The organism is Pseudomonas sp. Hp2 (assembly GCF_006386585.1).
GTDB classification, from domain to species: Bacteria; Pseudomonadota; Gammaproteobacteria; order Xanthomonadales; family Xanthomonadaceae; genus Pseudomonas_S; species Pseudomonas_S boreopolis.
Genome location: NZ_VAHJ01000004.1, coordinates 291,621 through 310,026, shown reverse-complemented (window position 1 = coordinate 310,026; position 18,406 = coordinate 291,621). Strand labels below are relative to the sequence as shown.

General features: G+C 70.7%; 15 protein-coding genes. 6 read left to right on the top strand and 9 right to left on the bottom strand.

What is annotated here, in order from left to right; translation table 11 throughout:
* Positions 1 to 12 precede the first annotated feature (12 nt).
* Both FD678_RS14375 and FD678_RS14370 read right to left on the bottom strand, forming a co-directional pair.
* The gene (locus FD678_RS14375) at positions 13 to 648 is read right to left on the bottom strand and encodes a superoxide dismutase family protein (RefSeq protein WP_140724963.1); all 636 of its coding nucleotides are present in this window, start codon (positions 646 to 648) and stop codon (positions 13 to 15) included.
* Between the two features lie 50 nt (positions 649 to 698).
* Positions 699 to 1,274 carry a superoxide dismutase family protein gene (locus tag FD678_RS14370; protein WP_140724961.1) on the bottom strand — a complete coding sequence of 192 codons (576 nt, stop codon included), beginning with the start codon at positions 1,272 to 1,274 and terminating at the stop codon, positions 699 to 701.
* Between the two features lie 214 nt (positions 1,275 to 1,488).
* Between FD678_RS14370 and FD678_RS14365 the strand changes: the two genes are divergently transcribed.
* The 4 genes from FD678_RS14365 to FD678_RS14350 all read left to right on the top strand — a co-directional run bounded on the left by FD678_RS14365 (position 1,489) and on the right by FD678_RS14350 (position 7,915).
* Positions 1,489 to 1,971: an RNA polymerase sigma factor gene (locus tag FD678_RS14365; RefSeq protein ID WP_140724958.1), complete on the top strand. Its 483-nt coding sequence runs from the start codon at positions 1,489 to 1,491 to the stop codon at positions 1,969 to 1,971.
* A complete protein-coding gene (locus tag FD678_RS14360) occupies positions 1,971 to 2,933 on the top strand; it encodes a FecR family protein (protein WP_140724955.1) in 963 nt (320 codons plus the stop codon). The genes FD678_RS14365 and FD678_RS14360 overlap by 1 nt, the downstream gene beginning before the upstream one ends.
* Before the next feature lie 113 nt (positions 2,934 to 3,046).
* The gene (locus tag FD678_RS14355) at positions 3,047 to 5,803 is read left to right on the top strand and encodes a TonB-dependent siderophore receptor (RefSeq protein WP_140724952.1); all 2,757 of its coding nucleotides are present in this window, start codon (positions 3,047 to 3,049) and stop codon (positions 5,801 to 5,803) included.
* A gap of 15 nt (positions 5,804 to 5,818) precedes the next feature.
* Complete coding sequence (locus FD678_RS14350) at positions 5,819 to 7,915, top strand: hypothetical protein (RefSeq protein ID WP_140724949.1); 2,097 nt, start codon at positions 5,819 to 5,821, stop codon at positions 7,913 to 7,915.
* A gap of 473 nt (positions 7,916 to 8,388) precedes the next feature.
* On the opposite strand, the gene ntrC is transcribed toward FD678_RS14350, so the two are convergent.
* From ntrC to glnA, 6 genes are all read right to left on the bottom strand, one after another.
* Positions 8,389 to 9,816: a nitrogen regulation protein NR(I) gene (ntrC, locus tag FD678_RS14345; protein ID WP_140724946.1), complete on the bottom strand. Its 1,428-nt coding sequence runs from the start codon at positions 9,814 to 9,816 to the stop codon at positions 8,389 to 8,391.
* Complete coding sequence (locus FD678_RS14340; protein ID WP_218569739.1) at positions 9,809 to 10,861, bottom strand: two-component system sensor histidine kinase NtrB; 1,053 nt, start codon at positions 10,859 to 10,861, stop codon at positions 9,809 to 9,811. Before FD678_RS14340 ends, ntrC begins: the two co-directional genes overlap by 8 nt.
* A 51-nt stretch (positions 10,862 to 10,912) precedes the next feature.
* Entirely contained in the window at positions 10,913 to 11,668 is a 756-nt protein-coding gene (locus FD678_RS14335; RefSeq protein WP_140724940.1) for an N-acetylmuramoyl-L-alanine amidase, read from the bottom strand.
* Positions 11,669 to 11,882: 214 nt separating this feature from the next.
* Positions 11,883 to 13,334 (bottom strand): ammonium transporter, encoded by a 1,452-nt coding sequence (locus FD678_RS14330; protein ID WP_140724937.1) that lies wholly within the window; start codon positions 13,332 to 13,334, stop codon positions 11,883 to 11,885.
* Positions 13,335 to 13,355: 21 nt separating this feature from the next.
* Positions 13,356 to 13,694: a P-II family nitrogen regulator gene (locus FD678_RS14325; RefSeq protein ID WP_140724935.1), complete on the bottom strand. Its 339-nt coding sequence runs from the start codon at positions 13,692 to 13,694 to the stop codon at positions 13,356 to 13,358.
* Between the two features lie 312 nt (positions 13,695 to 14,006).
* Complete coding sequence (gene glnA / locus FD678_RS14320) at positions 14,007 to 15,416, bottom strand: type I glutamate--ammonia ligase (protein WP_140724932.1); 1,410 nt, start codon at positions 15,414 to 15,416, stop codon at positions 14,007 to 14,009.
* Positions 15,417 to 15,653: 237 nt separating this feature from the next.
* Here glnA and FD678_RS14315 point away from each other — a divergent pair, with 237 nt between their 5' ends.
* Positions 15,654 to 16,451 carry an undecaprenyl-diphosphate phosphatase gene (locus FD678_RS14315; protein ID WP_140724929.1) on the top strand — a complete coding sequence of 266 codons (798 nt, stop codon included), beginning with the start codon at positions 15,654 to 15,656 and terminating at the stop codon, positions 16,449 to 16,451.
* A 407-nt stretch (positions 16,452 to 16,858) separates the two neighbouring features.
* Positions 16,859 to 17,713 (top strand): META and DUF4377 domain-containing protein, encoded by an 855-nt coding sequence (locus FD678_RS14310; RefSeq protein WP_140724926.1) that lies wholly within the window; start codon positions 16,859 to 16,861, stop codon positions 17,711 to 17,713.
* 43 nt (positions 17,714 to 17,756) lie between these two features.
* On the opposite strand, the gene FD678_RS14305 is transcribed toward FD678_RS14310, so the two are convergent.
* Positions 17,757 to 18,371, bottom strand: a complete 615-nt coding sequence (locus FD678_RS14305) for a YbhB/YbcL family Raf kinase inhibitor-like protein (RefSeq protein WP_140724922.1) — start codon at positions 18,369 to 18,371, stop codon at positions 17,757 to 17,759.
* Positions 18,372 to 18,406 lie beyond the last annotated feature (35 nt).

Here is an 18,406-nt window from a genome sequence, read left to right as displayed (position 1 = left end):
CCCTGTGCGCGTTCACGGATTGGTGGTGATCACGCCGCAGGCGAGGCGGCCGCCGGCGTTGCCGGTGGGCTGCGTCTTGTAGTCGTCCGGATCGGCATGGACGATCACCGCGTGGCCGGCGATGTCGAAGGAATCGCCCTTGCCCAGGTTCACGTTGCTGGACACCGGCCCGTCGATCGTCGCGTTGCCCTGCGCGTCGGCGACGATGTTCGGCATGTCGCCGCCGTGGTGCGGATCGTGGGCGATGCTGCCGTGCTCGCTCTGCGCGGGATTGAAATGGCCGCCGGCGCTGGAGCCGTCCGGCGCGCTGCAGTCGCCCTTCTCGTGGATGTGGAAGCCGTGCTCGCTGTTGGGCTTGAGGCCGGTGACCTGCCCGCTCACGCGCAGCGCGCCGTCGACGATCTTGAAGGTGACGCTGCCGTTCACCGTGCTGCCCTGGGTCGGCTTGAGCTCGGCGGTGGCGCTGCTGGGCGCCGGCTGCGTGGTGCCCGATTGCGCGGGCGGCTCGGAGGCGCGGTCCTCGCCGGCCGGGGCGGCCGCCTGGTCGGCCGTCGCGGCGGGTTCGGCCGCCGGTGCGGGTTCTTCGCGCTTGCAGGCGCCCAGCGCCAACGTGGTGGCGATGAAAAGCAGGGTCGGGATCGTGCGCATGCGTGGTTCTCCTCTACGGGACAGGGCCGGAGCCCAGGGGGAATGGCCGCTCAGCGGGACGCGGCCCTGATCACGCCGCAGGCCAGGCGGACGCCGGAATTGCCGGCCGGCTGGCTGCGGTAGTCGTCGGGATCGGCGTGCACGACGATCGCCTTGCCGAGGATGTCGTCGGCGCGGCCGGTGCCCAGGCTGAGCCCCGGCAACACGCGGTCCAGCTGGGCCACGCCTTCGTCGTCGGCCACCAGGTTGTCCATGTCGCCGAGGTGGTGCGGCGTCGCGCCCGGGCGGCCGTGCGGCGCGGCGGTCGGGTTGAAGTGCGCGCCCGCGCTGCTCGCATCCACCGCGCTGCAGTCGCCGCGCTCGTGCACGTGGAAGCCGTAGCTGCGCCCCGGGCGCAATCCGCCGATGGTGCCGGTGATGCGCAGGCCCTGCACCGCCGGCAACAGCACGACCCGGCCGCTGACCAGGCTGCCGGACGCCGATGCCAATGCGGCCTCGGCGCGCTGCACCTTGGGCACGACCGTGGTCGCCGGCGGCGGGGCGGGCGCCGGCGGCGGCGCGCTGCTGCAGCCTCCAAGCAGCGCCAGCACGGCGGCTCCCGCGATGGCATGGGTTCGGTGACGCATCGAATGTCTCCTTGGCGGACAAACCTAGGCAGCGCGGCGTGCACGGTCCATGAAGGCGCGAGCGAAGCCGCAGCCCGGCAGTCTAACGCGCGCCGCCGCGGTGTTTGCTGCAATGTGTCAAGCCTTGCCCGCGGCCCCGACCTATAGTCCCGGCGTCATGACCACCCGGAAACTGCGCGCGCGGCACGCAGCGACAGCATGGCCAGCCGGCTCGATGACGGCGCTGTACCAGCGGTACCGGCCGGCGCTGCTGTCGTTCTTTCGCCGCCGCATCACCGATCCCAGCGAGGCCGAGGACCTGACCCACCAGGTGTTCGCGAATCTGGCCGCCTCGCCGGCCGGACATCGCGCCCACGAAGACGGCTATCTGTTCCGCAGCGCCACCAACCTGTTGCGCGACCGCGCGCGCCGCGAGAAGGTGCGGGCGTTGCATCGCCTGCACGCCTCGTCCGAACCCGACCATGAAGTGGAAATGCTGGATCCCTCGCGGGTGCTGGCCGGCCAGCAGGCGCTGGACGGGGTCGTCGCCGCGCTCGAAGGCCTGCCGCCGCGCACGCGCGCGATCTTCCTGCAGTTCCGCCTGGAGAACCGCAGCCAGGCGGACATCGCCAGGAGCTACGGCATCTCGGTCAGCGCGGTGCAGAAGCACCTGCTGCGCGCGATGACCGTGCTGAGCGCGCGGCTGGAGCAGCCCTGATGAGAAGCGCATCCGCCGCCGAGACCGCCGCCGAGTGGTGCCTGCACCTGTCCGCGGGGGATTTGTCCGAAGCGCAGCAGCAGGCGCTGGCGCGCTGGCTGGACGCCGACCCGGAGCACGCGCGCCTGCTGGAACGGGCGCGCCAGGCCTGGCACGCGGTCGGCGCGGCGGCCGAGCACCCGCGCATGCAGGCGCTGCGCCGGGCCGCGCGCGAGGATGCGGCGCGCTCGCGCCGCCGCCATCGTGCCGGGTATGCGCTGGCCGCGGCCGCCTGCCTGGCGCTGGTCGGCCTGGGGCTGTGGTGGAGGCTGGCGCCGGAGGTCTATCGCACCGACCTGGCCGAGCGCCGCACCGTCGTGCTGGACGATGGTTCGCGGGTCACGCTCGATGCCGACACCCGCCTGGAGGTGCGCTACGGCGAGCAGCTGCGGCAGTTGCGGCTGCGCCAGGGGCGGGCCGCGTTCGAGGTCGCCAAGCAGCCGGCGCGCCCGTTCGTGGTCCGCGCCGACGACACGCGGGTGATCGCCACCGGCACCCAGTTCAGCGTGGAACGGCTCGCCGGCGAGGTGCGGGTGGTGCTGTACGAAGGCAGCGTCGAAGTGGAGCGCGCCCGCACGGGCAGCGCGAGCCTCCGGTCGATGCAGCGGCTGACGCCGGGGCAGGCCTGGACCGGCGGCCCGCGGAAACAGGGCGGCCAGGTCGCCCGCATCGATGCCGGCCAGGAACAGGCCTGGCGCGACGGCCTGCTGGTGTTCCACGACGAGCCGCTGGACCTGGCCATCGCGCGCGTGAACCGCTACAGCAAGATGAAGCTGGAGCTCGGCGAGGCGAACCTGGCCGAGCTGAGGATCAGCGGCATGTTCAAGGCCGGCGACAGCGCCGCCTTCGTCTCGGGAGTGACCGCGTTGCTGCCGCTGCACGCACGCAGCGGCGGCGACACCACGGTGCTGGAACGGCGCTGAGGACGGTCCGGGCCGCTCGGCCCGGCGCGGGGCAGGTGTGGGTTCGCCGCTCTCGTGCGTCTTCCCTGGTAGCAGCGGCGCCATGCGCCGTCGTCTACCGGAGAGAGAGCCCCATGCGATTGCCCACTCGTTTGAAGCACAACGCCATCCGTGCCTGCCTGCAGTCGGCCCTGCTGGCTTCGGCGATGCCGCTGGCCGCGCTGGCCCAGGCCCCGGCGGCGCCGGCCTCGCGCATCGCCTTCGACATCCCGGCCCAGGACCTGGGCGAGGCCTTGATCGCGTTCGGCCGCGCCACCGGCCAGCAGTTGGTCTTCGACCCGGCCACGGTCGCCGGCAAACGCAGCAGCGCGCTCGCCGGCAGCCATGGCACCGACGAGGCGCTGCGCCTGCTGCTCGCCGGCACCGGCCTGCGCGCGCGCCCGGCCGGCGACAACGTGCTGGTGATCGAGGCCCCGCCGGCGAACGGCGCGCAGACCCTCGATGCGGTGATCGTCACCGGTACCACCGCCGCGCACCGCACCGTGCTGGAATCCTCCTCGGCGATCACCGTGGCCGACCGCGCCGCGCTCGACCGCAAGTCGCCGCGCAGCACCGCGCAGGCGCTGGAGATGATCCCGGGCATGTTCGTGGAGGCTTCCGGCGGCGAGATCTCCAACAACTTCTCGGTGCGCGGCATGCCCGGCGGCAGCCAGCAGTTCGTGCAGCTGTCCGAGGACGGGTTGCCGGTGTTCTACACCAATGCCCTGGCCGACACGATCCTCAAGCAGGAAGTGAGCATCGACCGCATGGAAGCGGTGCGCGGCGGCACCTCCGGCATCCTCACCGTCAACGGCGCGGGCGCGACGGTGAACTTCCTGACCCGCAAGCCCGGCGCGGAACCGGCCGGCACGGTGCGCCTGACCCTGTCGGACTTCGGCACGCGCCGGGTCGACCTGTGGCAGGGCGGGCCGATCAACGAGGACTGGCACTACAGCGTCGGCGGCTTCTATCGCCGCTCCGACGGCGTGCGCGACCCCGGTTTCACCGCCGACCACGGCGGCATCTTCCGCGCCGCGATCGGCCGCATGTTCGACCGCGGCGAGTTCGGCCTGGACCTGAAGCTGGTCAACGACCACAACACCTTCCTGCTGCCGATCCCGCTGCAGGACCCGGGCGACCCGCGTTCGCTGCCCGGCCTGGACGCCAACAGCGGATCGATGCTCAGCCGCGACAACGCGACGATGGACGTGCGCACCTCGCCGGCCAGCGGCAGCGCGTGGCGCCGCAACGACGCGCGCGACGGCGTGCACGTGCAGGCGTTCGCGCCCGGCTACCACTTCGAGTACGACATCAACGACGGCCTGACCTTCCGCTCCAAGGGCCGCTACACCGACTTCAAGAGCCGCTTCAACGCGGTGTTCAGTTCCGACAACGCCTCGCTGGTGCCGGCCACCTACCGCCTGGACCGCGACAATTTCGCCGACATCGGGGTGCTGCTGGACCGCTTCGCGGCGCAGGGCGCGGTCCAGGCCGGCCTGCAGCGCGTGCGCACCGGCGAGGTCATCGCCGGCGCGGGCGCGCTCGACGCGCTCAACGGCAACGGCCTGCTCACCCACAGCATCACCGGCTCCAACCGCCGCGACGTGGAGGAGTTCGTCAACGACGCCAGCCTGACCTGGGAGGGCGAGCGCAACACGTTCACCGCAGGGTTGCTGTACTTCCACAGCCGGGTGCGCGACTCCAACATCGGCGCCTCCACCTTCGTCAGCGAAGTGCGGGACCGCCCGGACCGGATGGACATCGTCGCGCTCGACGCCGCCGGCAACGTGGTCGGCTACCTCACCGAGAACGGCCTGCTCAACTACAGCAGCTGGGGCGACAGCAACAACCGCTACAAGGCCGATTCCTACTCGCTGTACCTCAACGACGAGTTCCAGGTCACCGACCGCCTGCGCATCGACGGCGGCATCCGCCAGGAGCACTACGACATCCGCTTCGACGAGGGGATCTCGCAGGCGATGATGCCGGTGGCGGGCGCGTTCGACGCCGCCGGCAACGACGTGGACGACGTCATCGCCAACAACTACCTGGCGCAGTTCGGCGGCGGCGCCTTCACCGGCCGCTACAACCGCTACGACAGCGGCTTCAACGAGACCGCGGCCACGCTCGGCGGCACCTACCTGCTCAGCGACAACTTCTCGCTGTATGCGCGCTACGCGCGCGGCTTCCAGGCCAACGGCCGCTTCGACCCGGTCAAGATCGACTTCGGCGAGGTCGGCGTGCGCTTCCAGAACCGCACGCTGACGGCGTCGCTGACCGGCTTCCGCACCACGTACAAGGATTTCCTGTTCTCGCGCCTGCCGCCCGGCGCGGCCACCGAGGTGCGCTTCTACTCGGACATCGTCTCCAACGGCGTGGAGTTCGACGTGACGTGGAAGCCGGTGGCGCTGTTCCAGCTGCAGGCCACCGGCGTGGTGCAGAAGTCCGAGGTGCAGATCACCAACGACCAGGGCACCGGCTTCGCGCGCCTGTTCGACGGCAACAAGCCCGAGCGCACGCCGCCGGTGAACGTCACCGTGACCCCGAGCCTGCTGCTGCCGGACGGCCGCGGCGAGGTCTACGTCTCCTACCACTACGTGGACAAGATCTATTCGGACATCGCCAACACCCTGGAGCTGCCGAGCTATGGCGTGTGGAGCGCCGGCTTTTCCTACCGGCTGGCGCCGCAATGGATGCTGCAGGCCAACCTCGACAACATCACCAACGAGGTCGGCCTGACCGAAGGCAATCCCCGCTCGGGCTTCGCCGAGGGCACGGGGTTGTCCGGCGCCTTCTACGCGCGGCCGATCCTCGGGCGCAACCTGCTGCTGAGCCTGACCTACGATTTCTGAGCCACGGATCCCCGCATGCCCCTTCTCCGCCGCAACGCCGGGGCCGCGCGCATGCGCTGGCTGGCCGTCCTGATGCTGCTTTCCACCGCCGGCGCCGCGGGCGCCGCCACGCCTTCCGCCGTCGACACGCCGGCCGCCGGCGCATCGCCCCTGCGTTTCGACATCCGCGAGGGCGACATCGACAACCGCTTCTACCGGCAAGGCGAGATCGCCGCGCACGCCCTGCTCAGCGACGGCGCGCGGCCGCGCCTGCTGGTCGCGTTCCCCGCCGGCAACAGCGGCGCCGGCCTGTGGTTCGAGCCGACCGCGGCGCCCGTGCATTGGCGGCTCCGGGGCAAGCTGCAGGGCGTGCAGCGCCGCGACGGGCAAGGCCGGCCGTTGCGCGGCATCTCGCTGGAAGCCACGGTGGACGCGCCGACGCTGACGGTGAGGACCGCCGCGCTCGGCAGCATCCGCGTGCTGCGCGACGTGCAGGCCAAGGGCACCCAGCCCGCTGGTTCGGAGGTGCAGCCCGGGATCGAGCCGCAACGGCTGCGCTGGAGCCGCGATCGCCTCGACGGCGCCGCCGGCTACGCGCTGGAGGTGGAGGTGCTCGATGGCCGCGCGGAAGGCGGCGCGGGGCGCCCGGTCGTGCTGCACGCGCCCGCGCACGCGCCGCTGCGCCTGCGCATCGTCGCCCTGACCGGGGAAACGCCGCTGACGCCGCTCACGCCCGCGCAGCTGTTCTCCGCCGAGGCAGGCACCGACCCGCGCAGCCGGCAGGCGCTGGAGTTCCTCGCCTACCGGGAGAAGCTGCTCGCCGGCTCCTGGCGCTTCGATACCTATTTCGGCCGCGACACGCTGCTCTCGCTGCGCCTGCTGCTGCCCGCGCTGGCGCCCGAGGCGGTGGAGGCCGGATTGGGTTCCGTCCTGGAGCGCCTGGATCGCGACGGCGAGGTCGCGCACGAGGAGGACATCGGCGAGTTCGCGGTGTTGCGGCACCGCGCCGCGGGCCGGCGCGGCGACGCCACGCCGCTGTACGACTACAAGATGATCGACGACGACTTCATGCTGGCGCCGGTGGCAGCGGCATGGTTGCTCGACAGCGCCGACGGCCGGGCCCATGCCGCGGAGTTCCTGGCGCGCACCACGACGAGCGGCGAACGCTACGGCGAAGCCCTGGCACGCAATCTCGCCTGGGTGGTCGATCGCACCGCCGCCTTCGCCGCCGAGCCGCGCCTGGACAACCTGGTCGGCCTGCTCCCGGGCCATCCCACCGGCGAGTGGCGCGACAGCGAACAGGGGCTCGGTGGCGGCCGTTACCCGTACAACGTCAACGCGGTGCTGGTGCCGGCCGCGCTCGAGGCTGCAGCGCGGTTGGCGGCGCTGCCCGCGCTGCGGCCGTACCTGGAGGCCGGGCAGGCACGCAAGCTCGCCACGGCAAAGGCCATGGCGGCCCGCTGGCGCGAGCACGCCCCGCCGTTGTTCGCGCTGGAACGCACCCCGGACGAAGCGCGCGCGGCCGTGACCGCCTATGCCCGGCGCATCGGCGTGGACCCGTCCGCCGCGCTGTCCGCCCTGGGCCAAGCGCCGCTGCGCTTCGACGCGCTCGCGTTGAAGGCGGACGGCCAGCCGGTGCCGGTGCTGAACTCCGACGGCGGTTTCGCGCTGTTGTTCCTGGATCCCCCGGCCGCCGAAGTGGAGCGGCTGCTCGCATCGATGCTGCGCCCCTTTCCAGCCGGGCTGATGACCGGCATCGGCCTGCTGGTCGCCAATCCCGCATACGCCCCCGCGCTGCAGCCGGCGTTCGGCGCGGACGCCTACCACGGCACCGTGGTGTGGTCGTGGCAACAGGCCCTGCTGGCGGCCGGCCTGGAGCGCCAGCAGCGCCGCGAAGACCTGCCTGCCGCCACCCGCGCCCGCATCGCCGAAGCGCGCCGGCAACTATGGAAGGCGATCGAGGCCACGCCCGAGGTACGCACCTCCGAACTGTGGTCCTGGGCGTACGAGGACGGCCACTACCGCGTCGTGCCGTTCGGACAACGCCACGGCGACGCCGACGAGTCCAATGCCGCGCAACTGTGGAGCACGGTGTTCCTGGCGCTGCCCGGCGTGCGGGGCGCTTCCGAGTAGGGGACGGCGGCAAGAGGATCATTGCAATCCGTAACGGCGCTGTTGCTGTTGCTGCTGCTCGTGATTTTGCCGTTGAAGTGACTCGCCGGAAGGCGAAAGCTTTGCCCTTGGTGCCATTGCCAAAGGCGCTGTTCGCCTTGAGTAGTGATTGTGGGAGGGACTTCAGTCCCGACGGGCTGTACCGGCCAAGTGTCGGGACTGAAGTCCCTCCCACAAAAGCGCCAGCCTCCCACGATGCCGAGCGCCTCCGGCGATGTCATCGATAGCCAACGCGAATAGCGCCTTGCCAAAGGCCTCAAAAGCAACGTCAATGGATCCCCCTTCGCGGGAATGACGACGGTGGGATTACGTTTGGGGAAATTGCGCGAATGGGATGGATCGCGAGAAAGGCGGCGGGCAGGAGCGCCAGCGCGAGGAAACAATCAACGAGAAAGAACGTGATCGGGACAGACAGCGTAAAAACCCCCACTCCCTCAACGCCTCCTCCTGCCCGGTCCCAGTTTGCGCGTAACCGTATTCCGCCCCACCCCCAACCGCGCAGCCGCCTCCGCCCGCCGCCCCTGCGTGACCTGAAGCGCCACCTCCAGCAGCGCCTTGTCGAAACGCTCGCGCGCCTCGGCGTGCAGGCCCTGCGCACCCTCGTCCAGCCGCTGGCGCGCCCAGTGCGCCAACAGCACGTCCCATTCCCCTTCCTCGGCCACGCGCGCCGGGCGGCGGTTGCGCGACAGCGCCGCATCGACGTCGCCGGCGTCGATCACGTCCGCGGTGGCGAGCGCGGCCAGGCGCCAGCACACGTTCTCCAGCTCGCGCACGTTGCCCGGCCAGTCGTGCCGGCGCAGCGCCTCCAGCGCGGCCGCCGACAGGCGCTTGGGCGGCGTGTCGAGCTTGCGCGCGGCCATCGCCAGGAAGTTCTCGGCCAGCTGCGCCACGTCGGCGCGGCGCTCGCGCAGCGGCGGCAGCTGCAGCCGCACCACGTCCAGGCGATGCAGCAGGTCGGCACGGAACCGGCCCTGCTCGACCAGCGCCTCCAGGTCCTGGTGGGTCGCGGCGATCACGCGCACGTCGACGCGGATCAGCTCGCGCCCGCCGACGCGGAAGAACTCGTTCTCGGCCAGCACGCGCAGCAACCGGGTCTGCAGCGGCAGCGGCATGTCGCCGATCTCGTCGAGGAACAGCGTGCCGCCGTCGGCCTGCTCGAAGCGGCCGTTGTGGCGCTTGGTCGCGCCGGTGAACGCACCGGCCTCGTGGCCGAACAGCTCGCTCTCCAGCAGCTCGGCCGGGATCGCCGCGGTATTGAGCGCGACGAACGGCTTGCGCGCGCGCGGCGACTCGTTGTGCAGCGCGCGCGCGACCAGCTCCTTGCCGGTGCCGGTCTCGCCGTTGATCAGCACCGACAGCGGCGCCTGCGCGAGCCGGCCGATCGCGCGGAACAGCGCGCGCATCGGCGGGGTATCGCCGATCAGCTGGGTACTGCCTTCCGCGATCGGCGGGACCGCGCCCGCCGCGCCCTGCTCGTCGGCATCGGGCAGCGCGCGCGCGGCCAGCGCGACCGCATCGTCCAGGTCGAACGGCTTGGACAGGAACTCGTGCGCGCCGCCGCGGAACGCACCGGCGGTGCTGGCCACGTCGGTGTAGGCGGACATCACGATCACCGGCAGCTGCGGATGGCGCGACTTGAGCTTGTCGAGCAGGGTCAGGCCATCGTCGCCGGGCATGCGCACGTCGGTGAACAGCAGGTCCGGCATCGGCCGCACCGCCAGCGCCTGCAGCGCCGCCGAGGCGCTGTCGAACCCGTCCACGGTGTAGCCGGCGTCGCGCAGCGCGGTCGACAGCACGAATCGTACCGAGCGGTCGTCGTCCACCACCCAGATGCGGTGCGAGGCGGTATCGACGTCAGCCATGGAGGTGCTCCTTCTCGTGCTCGCCGCTCAGTTGCGGCAGCAGCAGGGTGAAAACGGTATGCCCGGGGCGCGAACGGAAGGTCAGCGTGCCGTGGTGCTCGCGCGCGACCTGCTGCGCCAGCGCCAGGCCCAGGCCGCTGCCTTCGGCGCGCCCGCTCACCAGCGGCAGGAACAGGTGCTCGGTCAGTTCCTCCGGCACGCCGCCGCCGTCGTCGACGATCTCCAACCGCAGCGACATCGCGTGCACGCGGTCGCGGATGCGCTGGCCGTGCTCGACCCGGGTGCGCAGCGTCACCACGCTGGCGCCGGCCTGGATCGCGTTGCGCACCAGGTTCCACACGGCCTGGGTCAGGCGGTCGGCGTCGCCGAGGATCTCGGGGATGCTCGGGTCGTAGTCGCGCTGCAGCCGCACCGACCAGCCGCCCTCGCTCTCGGCCAGGCGCAGCACGCGTTCCAGCACGGCGTGGATGTTGAGGCCCTCGTGCGGGCGCGCGGGCGCGGGCGAGAGCAGCCGTTCCAGCAGGGTGTTCAGGCGCTCGATCTCCGCGCCGATCAGGTCGATCAGCTCGCGCTCGTCCTGGTCGCGGTTGGCGGCGCGGCGCGCGAGCAGCTGCGCCGCGCCCTTCAGCCCCGCCAGCGGGTTGCGCAGCTCGTGCGCCAGGCCCTTGAGCGCGGCGCTGAGCGCGCTGGGCAGCGCGTGGGTGGGATCGAGCGCGGGGAACTCGTCGACCGGGTGCGCTTCCAGCAGCCAGCCGCCATCGTCCAGGCGGGTCAGCCAGCCCTCGGCGAAGCGCGGGCTCTCGCCGGGCAGGCCGATCGCCACCCGGTGCAGGCGCAGCACGTCGCGTTCCTGGTTGACCAGGAACCGCGCCATCGCGTCGCCCTGCATCTCCAGCGACGCCAGCGGCTGGTCCTGCACGCGCCGGGCGCTGACCCCCAGCCAGCGCGCGAAGGCCGGGTTGACCCCCTGCACGCGGCCGTCGGCATCGGCCCAGGCCACCGGAGTGCCAAGGCTCTCGAGCGAGGGAAGGACGGCGGTCGTCATGCGCATTGCACCAATGTAGTGCAAAGCGCCGGCCGGACGCCTGAACGCGCCTCAGCGCTGGCGTTGCTGGCGCAGCAGCGAGTGCAGGATGCGGGCGTCCTCGGCATCGAGGGTGCCGCCGAGGTCGTCGCGGCCGCGGAAATGGCGGTGGAACGCGCCGGCCGCGGCAGCCGGGTCGTCCAGCGGGTAGCCCAGCGCCTGCAGGCCCAGCCAGGGATCGAAGCCGGCCGGCGCGGGACCGTCGGCAGGATCGGGCCAGAGGCCGAAGCCGGCCGCGGCGAGCCTGTCCCAGGGGAAGAAGCGGCTCGGGTCGGTCTTGCGGCCGGGCGCCAGGTCGGCATGGCCGATGACCTCGCTGCGCGGGATGCGCAAGCGCGTGCACAGGTCGTCGAGCAACCGCAGCAGCGTGGCGATCTGTTCGGGCGCGAACGGTTCATGGCCGTTGTTGTCCAGCTCGATCCCGATCGAGGCCGAGTTGACGTCGCCGATCGTGCCCCAGCGGCCGGCGCCGGCATGCCAGGCGCGCTCGCTGTCGGGCACCAGCTGGTACAGCGCGCCGTCCTTGCCGACCAGATAGTGCGCGCTGACCCTGCCGCCGCTGTTGCGGGTGCGCAGCGTGCGCAGGCTCTGCTCCACCGAGTCCTGCTCGGTGTGGTGCAGCACGATCAGCACCGGCTGGCGCGGGTTGTGGTTCGGCGACGGCACCCATTGCGCCATCGGGTTGCGCGCCACGTGCGCGCAGGAGGCGAGCAGCGCCGCCATCAGCACGGGCAGCAGGGGAAAAGCGAAGCGTATGCGCGTGGCCATGGCCCATTGCAGCGGCGGCCAGGCCGCTTTGCAAGCCGCGCGCGACGGCGGGTGCGGCGGAAGCGACGGCGGATGCGGGGCGGACGAGCATGCGGACACCTCGATGGAACGGGCTCCGGGTGCTCCGCCCCAAGGAGTCCCGACACGACGACGACATTGGATATTCGGGGGAAAACGCCGGTCCGCGGGCCGTCCGCGGACCGGCACTGCTTGCTTACGATTCGTAGGCGGACTCGCCGTGCGAGGTGATGTCCAGGCCCTCGCGCTCGGCATCCTCGGCCACGCGCAGGCCGAATACGACCTTGGCGACCAGGAATCCGACCACCGAGACGAAGCCGATCCACACCAGCGTGATCAGCACGCCCTCGGTCTGGATCCAGACCTGGTGCAGCATGTCGTAGCCTTCGCCCTTCTGGCCGCCCAGCGACGCGGCGGAGAACACGCCGGTCAGGATCGCGCCGATGATCCCGCCCAGGCCGTGCACGCCGAACACGTCGAGGCTGTCGTCCGCGCCCAGCAGCTTCTTCAGGCCGGTGACGCCCCACACGCACAGCACGCCGCAGGCCAGGCCGATGGCGATCGCGCCGAACGGACCGACCGTGCCGCAGGCCGGGGTGATGCCGACCAGGCCGGCCACCATGCCCGAGGCCACGCCCAGCGCCGAGGACTTGCCCTTGACGATCTTCTCGGTCAGCGACCAGCCCAGCACCGCGGCGGCGGTCGCCAGCAGCGTGTTGAGGAAGGCCAGCGCGGCGCCCGCGGTGGCTTCCAGGTTGGAACCGGCGTTGAAGCCGAACCAGCCCACCCACAGCAGCGAGGCGCCGACGAAGGTCAGCGTGACGTTGTGCGGCTTGATCGCCTCGCGGCCGAAACCGGTGCGCTTGCCGACGAAGTAGGCGCCCACCAGGCCGGCGATACCGGCGTTGATGTGCACCACGGTGCCGCCGGCGAAGTCCAGCGCGCCCTTCTCGAACAGGAAGCCGCCGGTCGCCCAGACCATGTGCGCCAGCGGCAGGTAGCCGAAGGTGAACCAGATCACCGCGAACAGCAGCACCGCGGCGAAGCGCGCGCGCTCGGCGAACGCGCCGACGATCAGCGCGCCGGTGATGCCGGCGAAGGTGCACTGGAACGCGACGAACACGTACTCCGGCAGGCTCACGCCCTTGGTGAAGGTCGCGGCCAGGGTCTCGATGCTCACGCCCTTCAGCAGCGCCTTGTCGAGGTTGCCGACCCACGGGCCCTCGCCCGAGAACGCCAGGCTGTAGCCGTAGACCACCCACAGGATCGCGATCGTCGAGAACACCACCGCGACCTGGATCAGCACCGACAGCACGTTCTTGGCGCGCACCATGCCGCCGTAGAACAGCGCCAGTCCGGGCACCACCATCAGCAGCACCAGCAGCGTGGAGGTGAGCATCCAGGCGACGTCGCCCTTCTCGACCACCGGCGCCGGTTCGGCCTCGGCGGCCGGCGCCGCGGCGGCGGCCTGCGCATCCGGCAGCGGCTCGGTGGCCACCGGCTCGGTCGGGGCCGGCGCGGTCTGGGTCGCGCCGTCCTGGGCGTGGGCGGTATTGGCGCCGCCGAGCGCGGCCAGCGCGCTGAGCAGCATCAGCATGCAAACGGTGTAGAACCGGGCCTTCCACCCGGCGAAAAGACCAATCTTCATGTCGAGGTCTCCGAGTGGGGGTTAGAGCGCGTCGGCGCCGATTTCGCCGGTGCGGATACGCACGACCTGCTCGATCGCGGTGACGAAGATCTTGCCGTCGCCGATCTTGCCGGTGCCGGCCGCGGTCTGGATCGCCTCGACCACGGCGTCCAGGCGGTCGTCGGTGACGACGGTCTCGATCTTGATCTTCGGCAGGAAATCGACGACGTACTCGGCGCCGCGGTACAGCTCGGTGTGGCCCTTCTGCCGCCCGAAGCCCTTGACCTCGGTGACGGTGATGCCCGACACGCCCGCTTGCGACAGGGCTTCTCGCACCTCGTCGAGCTTGAACGGCCGGATGATGGCGGTGATCAGTTTCATGCGCATACCCCGATGGTGGAAGGAACCGGCCGGCATTGCGCCGACCGGCGGTTTCGAATCACCCGGGACGCCCATGCGGCGTCCCACTGCTTGCGCGAACCGTTTCCGGGCCTCCTGCGGGCGTCACGACGCCCGCGAACGTGGAGGAGGGCGAAGACCCGCGAACCGGCCCGTTCTCTCTTGCCCCTGGAGACCGGCGCATCAGCGCGCCGGCGTGTTGCCTGGCGTTCCCTCCCGCGACTCCCCAGCCGCGGGAGAGGGTGCGACGATGGCGAAGGTGGGAGGGGGAGCCTTCGCCATCGCCGCGGTTGCTCAGTTGGCGTAGTACAGCTGGTATTCCAGCGGGTGGGTCGCCGCGCGGAACTTGGTGACTTCCTGCATCTTCAGCGCGATGTAGCCGTCGATGAAGTCGTCGCTCATCACGCCGCCGGCCTTGAGGAACTCGCGGTCCTTGTCCAGCGCTTCCAGCGCCTGGTCGAGGCTGGAGCAGACCTGCGGAATCAGCTTCTCCTCTTCCGGCGGCAGGTCGTACAGGTCCTTGTCGCTCGGCGCGCCCGGGTCGATCTGGTTCTTGATGCCGTCCAGGCCGGCCATCATCAGCGCGGTGAAGGTCAGGTAGCCGGACTGCAGCGGATCGGGGAAGCGCATCTCGATGCGGCGCGCCTTCGGGTTGGAGACCCACGGGATTCGGCACGAAGCGGAGCGGTTGCGCGCCGAGTAGGCCAGCATCACCGGCGCCTCGAAGCCCGGTACCAGGCGCTTGTAGCTGTTGGTGCCCGAGTTGGCGAACGCGTTGATCGCCTTGGCGTGCTTGAAGATGCCGCCGATGTACCACAGCGCCAGCTGCGACAGGCCGCCGTAGCCGTCGCCGGAGAACAGGTTCTGCCCGCCCTTGGCCAGCGACTGGTGCACGTGCATGCCCGAGCCGTTGTCGCCGACGATCGGCTTGGGCATGAAGGTCGCGGTCTTGCCGTTGCGGTAGGCGACGTTCTTGATGATGTACTTCATCGTCAGCAGTTCGTCGGCCTTCTTGACCAGCGAGCTGAACTTGGTGCCGATCTCGCACTGGCCGGCGGTGGCGACCTCGTGGTGGTGCACTTCGGTCTCGATGCCGACCTGCTCCAGGGTCTTGACCATCTCCGCGCGCAGGTCGTGCAGCGAGTCGGTCGGCGGGACCGGGAAGTAGCCGCCCTTCACGCCCGGGCGATAGCCGCTGTTGCCGCCCTCGAACTTGGCGCCGGTGTTCCAGGCCGCCTCTTCCGAACCGATCTGGAAGAAGGTGTGGCCCATGTCGTTGGCGAAGCGGACCGAGTCGAAGATGAAGAATTCCGGCTCCGGGCCGAAGAAGGCCTGGTCGGCGATGCCGGAGGACTTCAGGTAGGCCTCGGCGCGCTTGGCGATGCCACGCGGGTCGCGCGTGTAGGCCTGCATGGTGGCCGGATCGAGGATGTCGCAGGTCAGCACGAGGGTCGGATCGGCGTAGAACGGATCCAGGTAGGCGGTGTCCGCGTCGGGCAGCAGCACCATGTCCGACTCGTTGATGCCCTTCCAGCCGGAGATCGAGGAGCCGTCGAACATCTTGCCTTCCTCGAACAGCGAGGGCTCCACGATGCTGGCCGGGAACGTCACGTGCTGCTGCACGCCGCGCATATCGACGAAACGCAGGTCGACGAACTCGACCTTGTTGTCCTTGATCAGCTTCTCAACATTTTCCGCAGACATCGGAGAAAACCTCGGGTGAGTGGAGTGGTGAATGTGCCTGCTCTACAGCAATCGCCGTGCCAACTCCCGCGCCGCCCAACCCATTGATTCATATGGGAATGGTTTCACGCGGGACTCACATTTCAGCCCCATATTGGTGCACGCCGCAACTATTGCACCATTTTGGTGATTAAGCGGTTCACAGGTGGGCATGCTCTATGCTTGGGAGCCCCTCACGTCCCCGGAAAGCGCCCCGGCATGTCCGATCTGTTCTCCGCCCTCCTGCTGGGCATCCTCGAAGGCCTGACCGAATTCCTCCCGGTGTCCTCCACCGGCCACCTGCTGATCGCCGAGCAATGGCTGGGCCGGCGCTCGGACTTCTTCAACATCGTCATCCAGGCCGGCGCGATCCTGGCGATCACCCTGGTCTACCGGCAACGGCTGTGGGCGCTGGCCACCGGGCTGGGCGACCGCGCCAACCGCGACTACGTCGCCAAGCTGGTCGGGGCCTTCGCGGTCACCGCGGTGGTCGGCCTGGTGGTGCGCAAGGCCGGCTGGGAACTGCCCGAAACGGTGCAGCCGGTCGCCTGGGCGCTGATCATCGGCGGCGTCTGGATGATGGTCGCCGAGCACTTCGCCGGACGCCTGCCCGAGCGCGACGTGGTGACCTGGAAAGTTGCCATCGCGGTCGGCCTGGCGCAGGTGGTCGCCGGCGTGTTCCCCGGCACCTCGCGTTCGGCCACCACCATCTTCGTGGCGATGCTGCTGGGCCTGAGCAAGCGCCCGGCGGCGGCCGAATTCGCGTTCCTGGTCGGCATCCCGACGATGTTCGCGGCCAGCGGCTACGCGTTCCTGGAGCTGTTCCACGATGGCGGCATCGGCCGCGAGGACTTCATCGACGTCGGCGTGGCCTTCGCCGCCGCGGTGGTGACCGGGTTCGCCGTGGTGAAGTGGCTGCTCGGCTACATCAAGTCGCACAAGTTCACCGCCTTCGCCTGGTACCGCATCGCGCTGGGCGTGGCGCTGCTGGTCTGGCTGCCGGCGACGGGCGCCTGATCCGCCGTCGCCATCGCGGCCGGATCCCGTCGGCGTTATCGGGCCCTGCCGATGTGTCCCGCCTGCGCGGGAACGACGGCAGGGACCGGCGCGGCGTGGCGATCGCGGCCACGGACGCGATGGCAGCGGTTGCGTGATCCTTGCGCCGCGCTCCTCGGGCGGCCGCCGAACACGCAAGGAAGCACGTCGCGGCAGCCGCATGGCGGATCGAAGCGACCCGCCCACGCGGCGAAAGCCGCTGCCATCGACGCCTGCTGCCCGAGCGAGCAACCGATGGAAGAGCCGCCGGGACCGAAGTCCCTTCCGTAAACCCTCCCCCGAAAAGAAGACAGCGCCCGCTCCGAATTCCGCCACCGGGGCCAAATAGTCGATAGGCTTGGGCGCGCACATCCGAAGGAGAATCCTCCATGAAGACCCTGATGCTCGTGCCCGCGCTCGCCGCCCTGCTGGCGGCCTGCAGCAACCCGTCCTCGGACACCGCCACGCCGCCCGGCGAACTGCCCGGCACCGGGACACCGCCCGCCACCGCCCCGGCCACCGCCCCGGCCGCCTCCACGGACCTCGCCGCCACGCTGGCGGCCCACCACTGGCACCTGGAGAAGGCCGAGGACGGGCAGGGGAGCCCGCTGAACGCCCTGTTCGTCGACGGGCAGCCGCCGTTGCAGCTGGATTTCGGCGACGGCCGCGTTTCCGTCTCGCACCTGTGCAACCGCCGCGGCGGCAGCTATACGCTGGAAGGCGGAACCCTGCAGGTCGGGCGCATGGCCTCGACGATGATGGCCTGCCCGGAACCGGGTCGGATGGAGCAGGAGAAGGCGGCCGGACAGGCGCTGGAGGGCAGCTTCGCCATCGCGGTGGACGGCGGCGGCGCCGAGCCCAGGCTGACCCTGAAGCGGCAGGACGGCACCCTCCTGGTGCTTGCCGGCACGCCGACCGCGGAGACGCGCTACGGCGGTCCGGGCGAGCAGGTGTTCCTGGAAGTCGCCGCGCAGACCCGGCCGTGCAGCCATCCGCTGATCCCGGACAAGCAGTGCCTGCAGGTGCGCGAGCTGCGCTACGACGCCAACGGCCTGCGCCAGGGCGAGCCGGGCGGATGGCAGAACTTCTACGACGACATCGAGGGCTACCAGCACCAGGACGGCGTGCGCAACGTCCTGAGGGTGCGGCGCTACACCCGCCAGGACGTCCCCGCCGACGCGTCCAAGTACGCCTACGTGCTGGACATGGTCGTGGAATCGGAAACGGTGAAGCCCGCGCCGTGAGCGGGTTCGTCCGCGGCGGCCCGGGCCGCCGCGGACCGCAGGCTCAGCCGCGCAGCTTGGGATTGAGTGTGTAGGTGCCGTGGATGGCCGTTTCGGCCAGTACATGGCCCTGCATCGCGCGCAGCACGTCGCCGGCCTCGAAGCGGGCCGGCAGCGCCAGCCTGTCCACGTCCAGCGCGAACAGGCGGAAAAAATAGCGGTGCAGGCGCAGGTCGTTGAAGGGCGGGTAGGGGCCGTCGTACCCCAGGTAGTCGCCGGCCATGTCGGGATTGCCCGCGAACCAGCCGGTATAGCTGTTCACGCCCTGGCGCGCGCCGGCCGGGCCGGCGGGATCCGGCTTGCCCTTGGCGACGAAGCCGTCGCTACAGCTGCCGGCGGCGATCTCGCGCACGTCGGCCGGGATGTCGGCCATCACCCAGTGCACGAAGTCGGTGCGCGGCTGGTCGACCGGGATCTCCACGTCCTCGCGGCCCACGGTCTCCGGCACGGTCGGCACGTCCGGGTCGATGCACAGCAGCGCGAACGAGCGCGTGCCGGCCGGCACCTCGCTCCACGCCAGGTGCGGGTTGCGGTTGGGCGCGAAGCCCTCCGGCGTGCCGGCGGCGAATTCGGCCGGGATCGGCTTGCCGTTCTCGATGCTCTGGCTGGTCAGGCGCATGTCTCGATCTCCTGCGGGGACGTTTCGGGATGCCG

What these genes read in the sequence shown, in the direction of transcription:
- FD678_RS14375 (WP_140724963.1), bottom strand. Translation starts at nt 648, where the DNA reads ATGCGCACGATCCCGACCCTGCTTTTCATCGCCACCACGTTGGCGCTG.
- FD678_RS14370 (WP_140724961.1), bottom strand. Translation starts at nt 1,274, where the DNA reads ATGCGTCACCGAACCCATGCCATCGCGGGAGCCGCCGTGCTGGCGCTG.
- FD678_RS14365 (WP_140724958.1), top strand. Translation starts at nt 1,489, where the DNA reads ATGACGGCGCTGTACCAGCGGTACCGGCCGGCGCTGCTGTCGTTCTTT.
- FD678_RS14360 (WP_140724955.1), top strand. Translation starts at nt 1,971, where the DNA reads ATGAGAAGCGCATCCGCCGCCGAGACCGCCGCCGAGTGGTGCCTGCAC.
- FD678_RS14355 (WP_140724952.1), top strand. Translation starts at nt 3,047, where the DNA reads ATGCGATTGCCCACTCGTTTGAAGCACAACGCCATCCGTGCCTGCCTG.
- FD678_RS14350 (WP_140724949.1), top strand. Translation starts at nt 5,819, where the DNA reads ATGCCCCTTCTCCGCCGCAACGCCGGGGCCGCGCGCATGCGCTGGCTG.
- ntrC (WP_140724946.1), bottom strand. Translation starts at nt 9,816, where the DNA reads ATGGCTGACGTCGATACCGCCTCGCACCGCATCTGGGTGGTGGACGAC.
- FD678_RS14340 (WP_218569739.1), bottom strand. Translation starts at nt 10,861, where the DNA reads ATGACGACCGCCGTCCTTCCCTCGCTCGAGAGCCTTGGCACTCCGGTG.
- FD678_RS14335 (WP_140724940.1), bottom strand. Translation starts at nt 11,668, where the DNA reads ATGGCCACGCGCATACGCTTCGCTTTTCCCCTGCTGCCCGTGCTGATG.
- FD678_RS14330 (WP_140724937.1), bottom strand. Translation starts at nt 13,334, where the DNA reads ATGAAGATTGGTCTTTTCGCCGGGTGGAAGGCCCGGTTCTACACCGTT.
- FD678_RS14325 (WP_140724935.1), bottom strand. Translation starts at nt 13,694, where the DNA reads ATGAAACTGATCACCGCCATCATCCGGCCGTTCAAGCTCGACGAGGTG.
- glnA (WP_140724932.1), bottom strand. Translation starts at nt 15,416, where the DNA reads ATGTCTGCGGAAAATGTTGAGAAGCTGATCAAGGACAACAAGGTCGAG.
- FD678_RS14315 (WP_140724929.1), top strand. Translation starts at nt 15,654, where the DNA reads ATGTCCGATCTGTTCTCCGCCCTCCTGCTGGGCATCCTCGAAGGCCTG.
- FD678_RS14310 (WP_140724926.1), top strand. Translation starts at nt 16,859, where the DNA reads ATGAAGACCCTGATGCTCGTGCCCGCGCTCGCCGCCCTGCTGGCGGCC.
- FD678_RS14305 (WP_140724922.1), bottom strand. Translation starts at nt 18,371, where the DNA reads ATGCGCCTGACCAGCCAGAGCATCGAGAACGGCAAGCCGATCCCGGCC.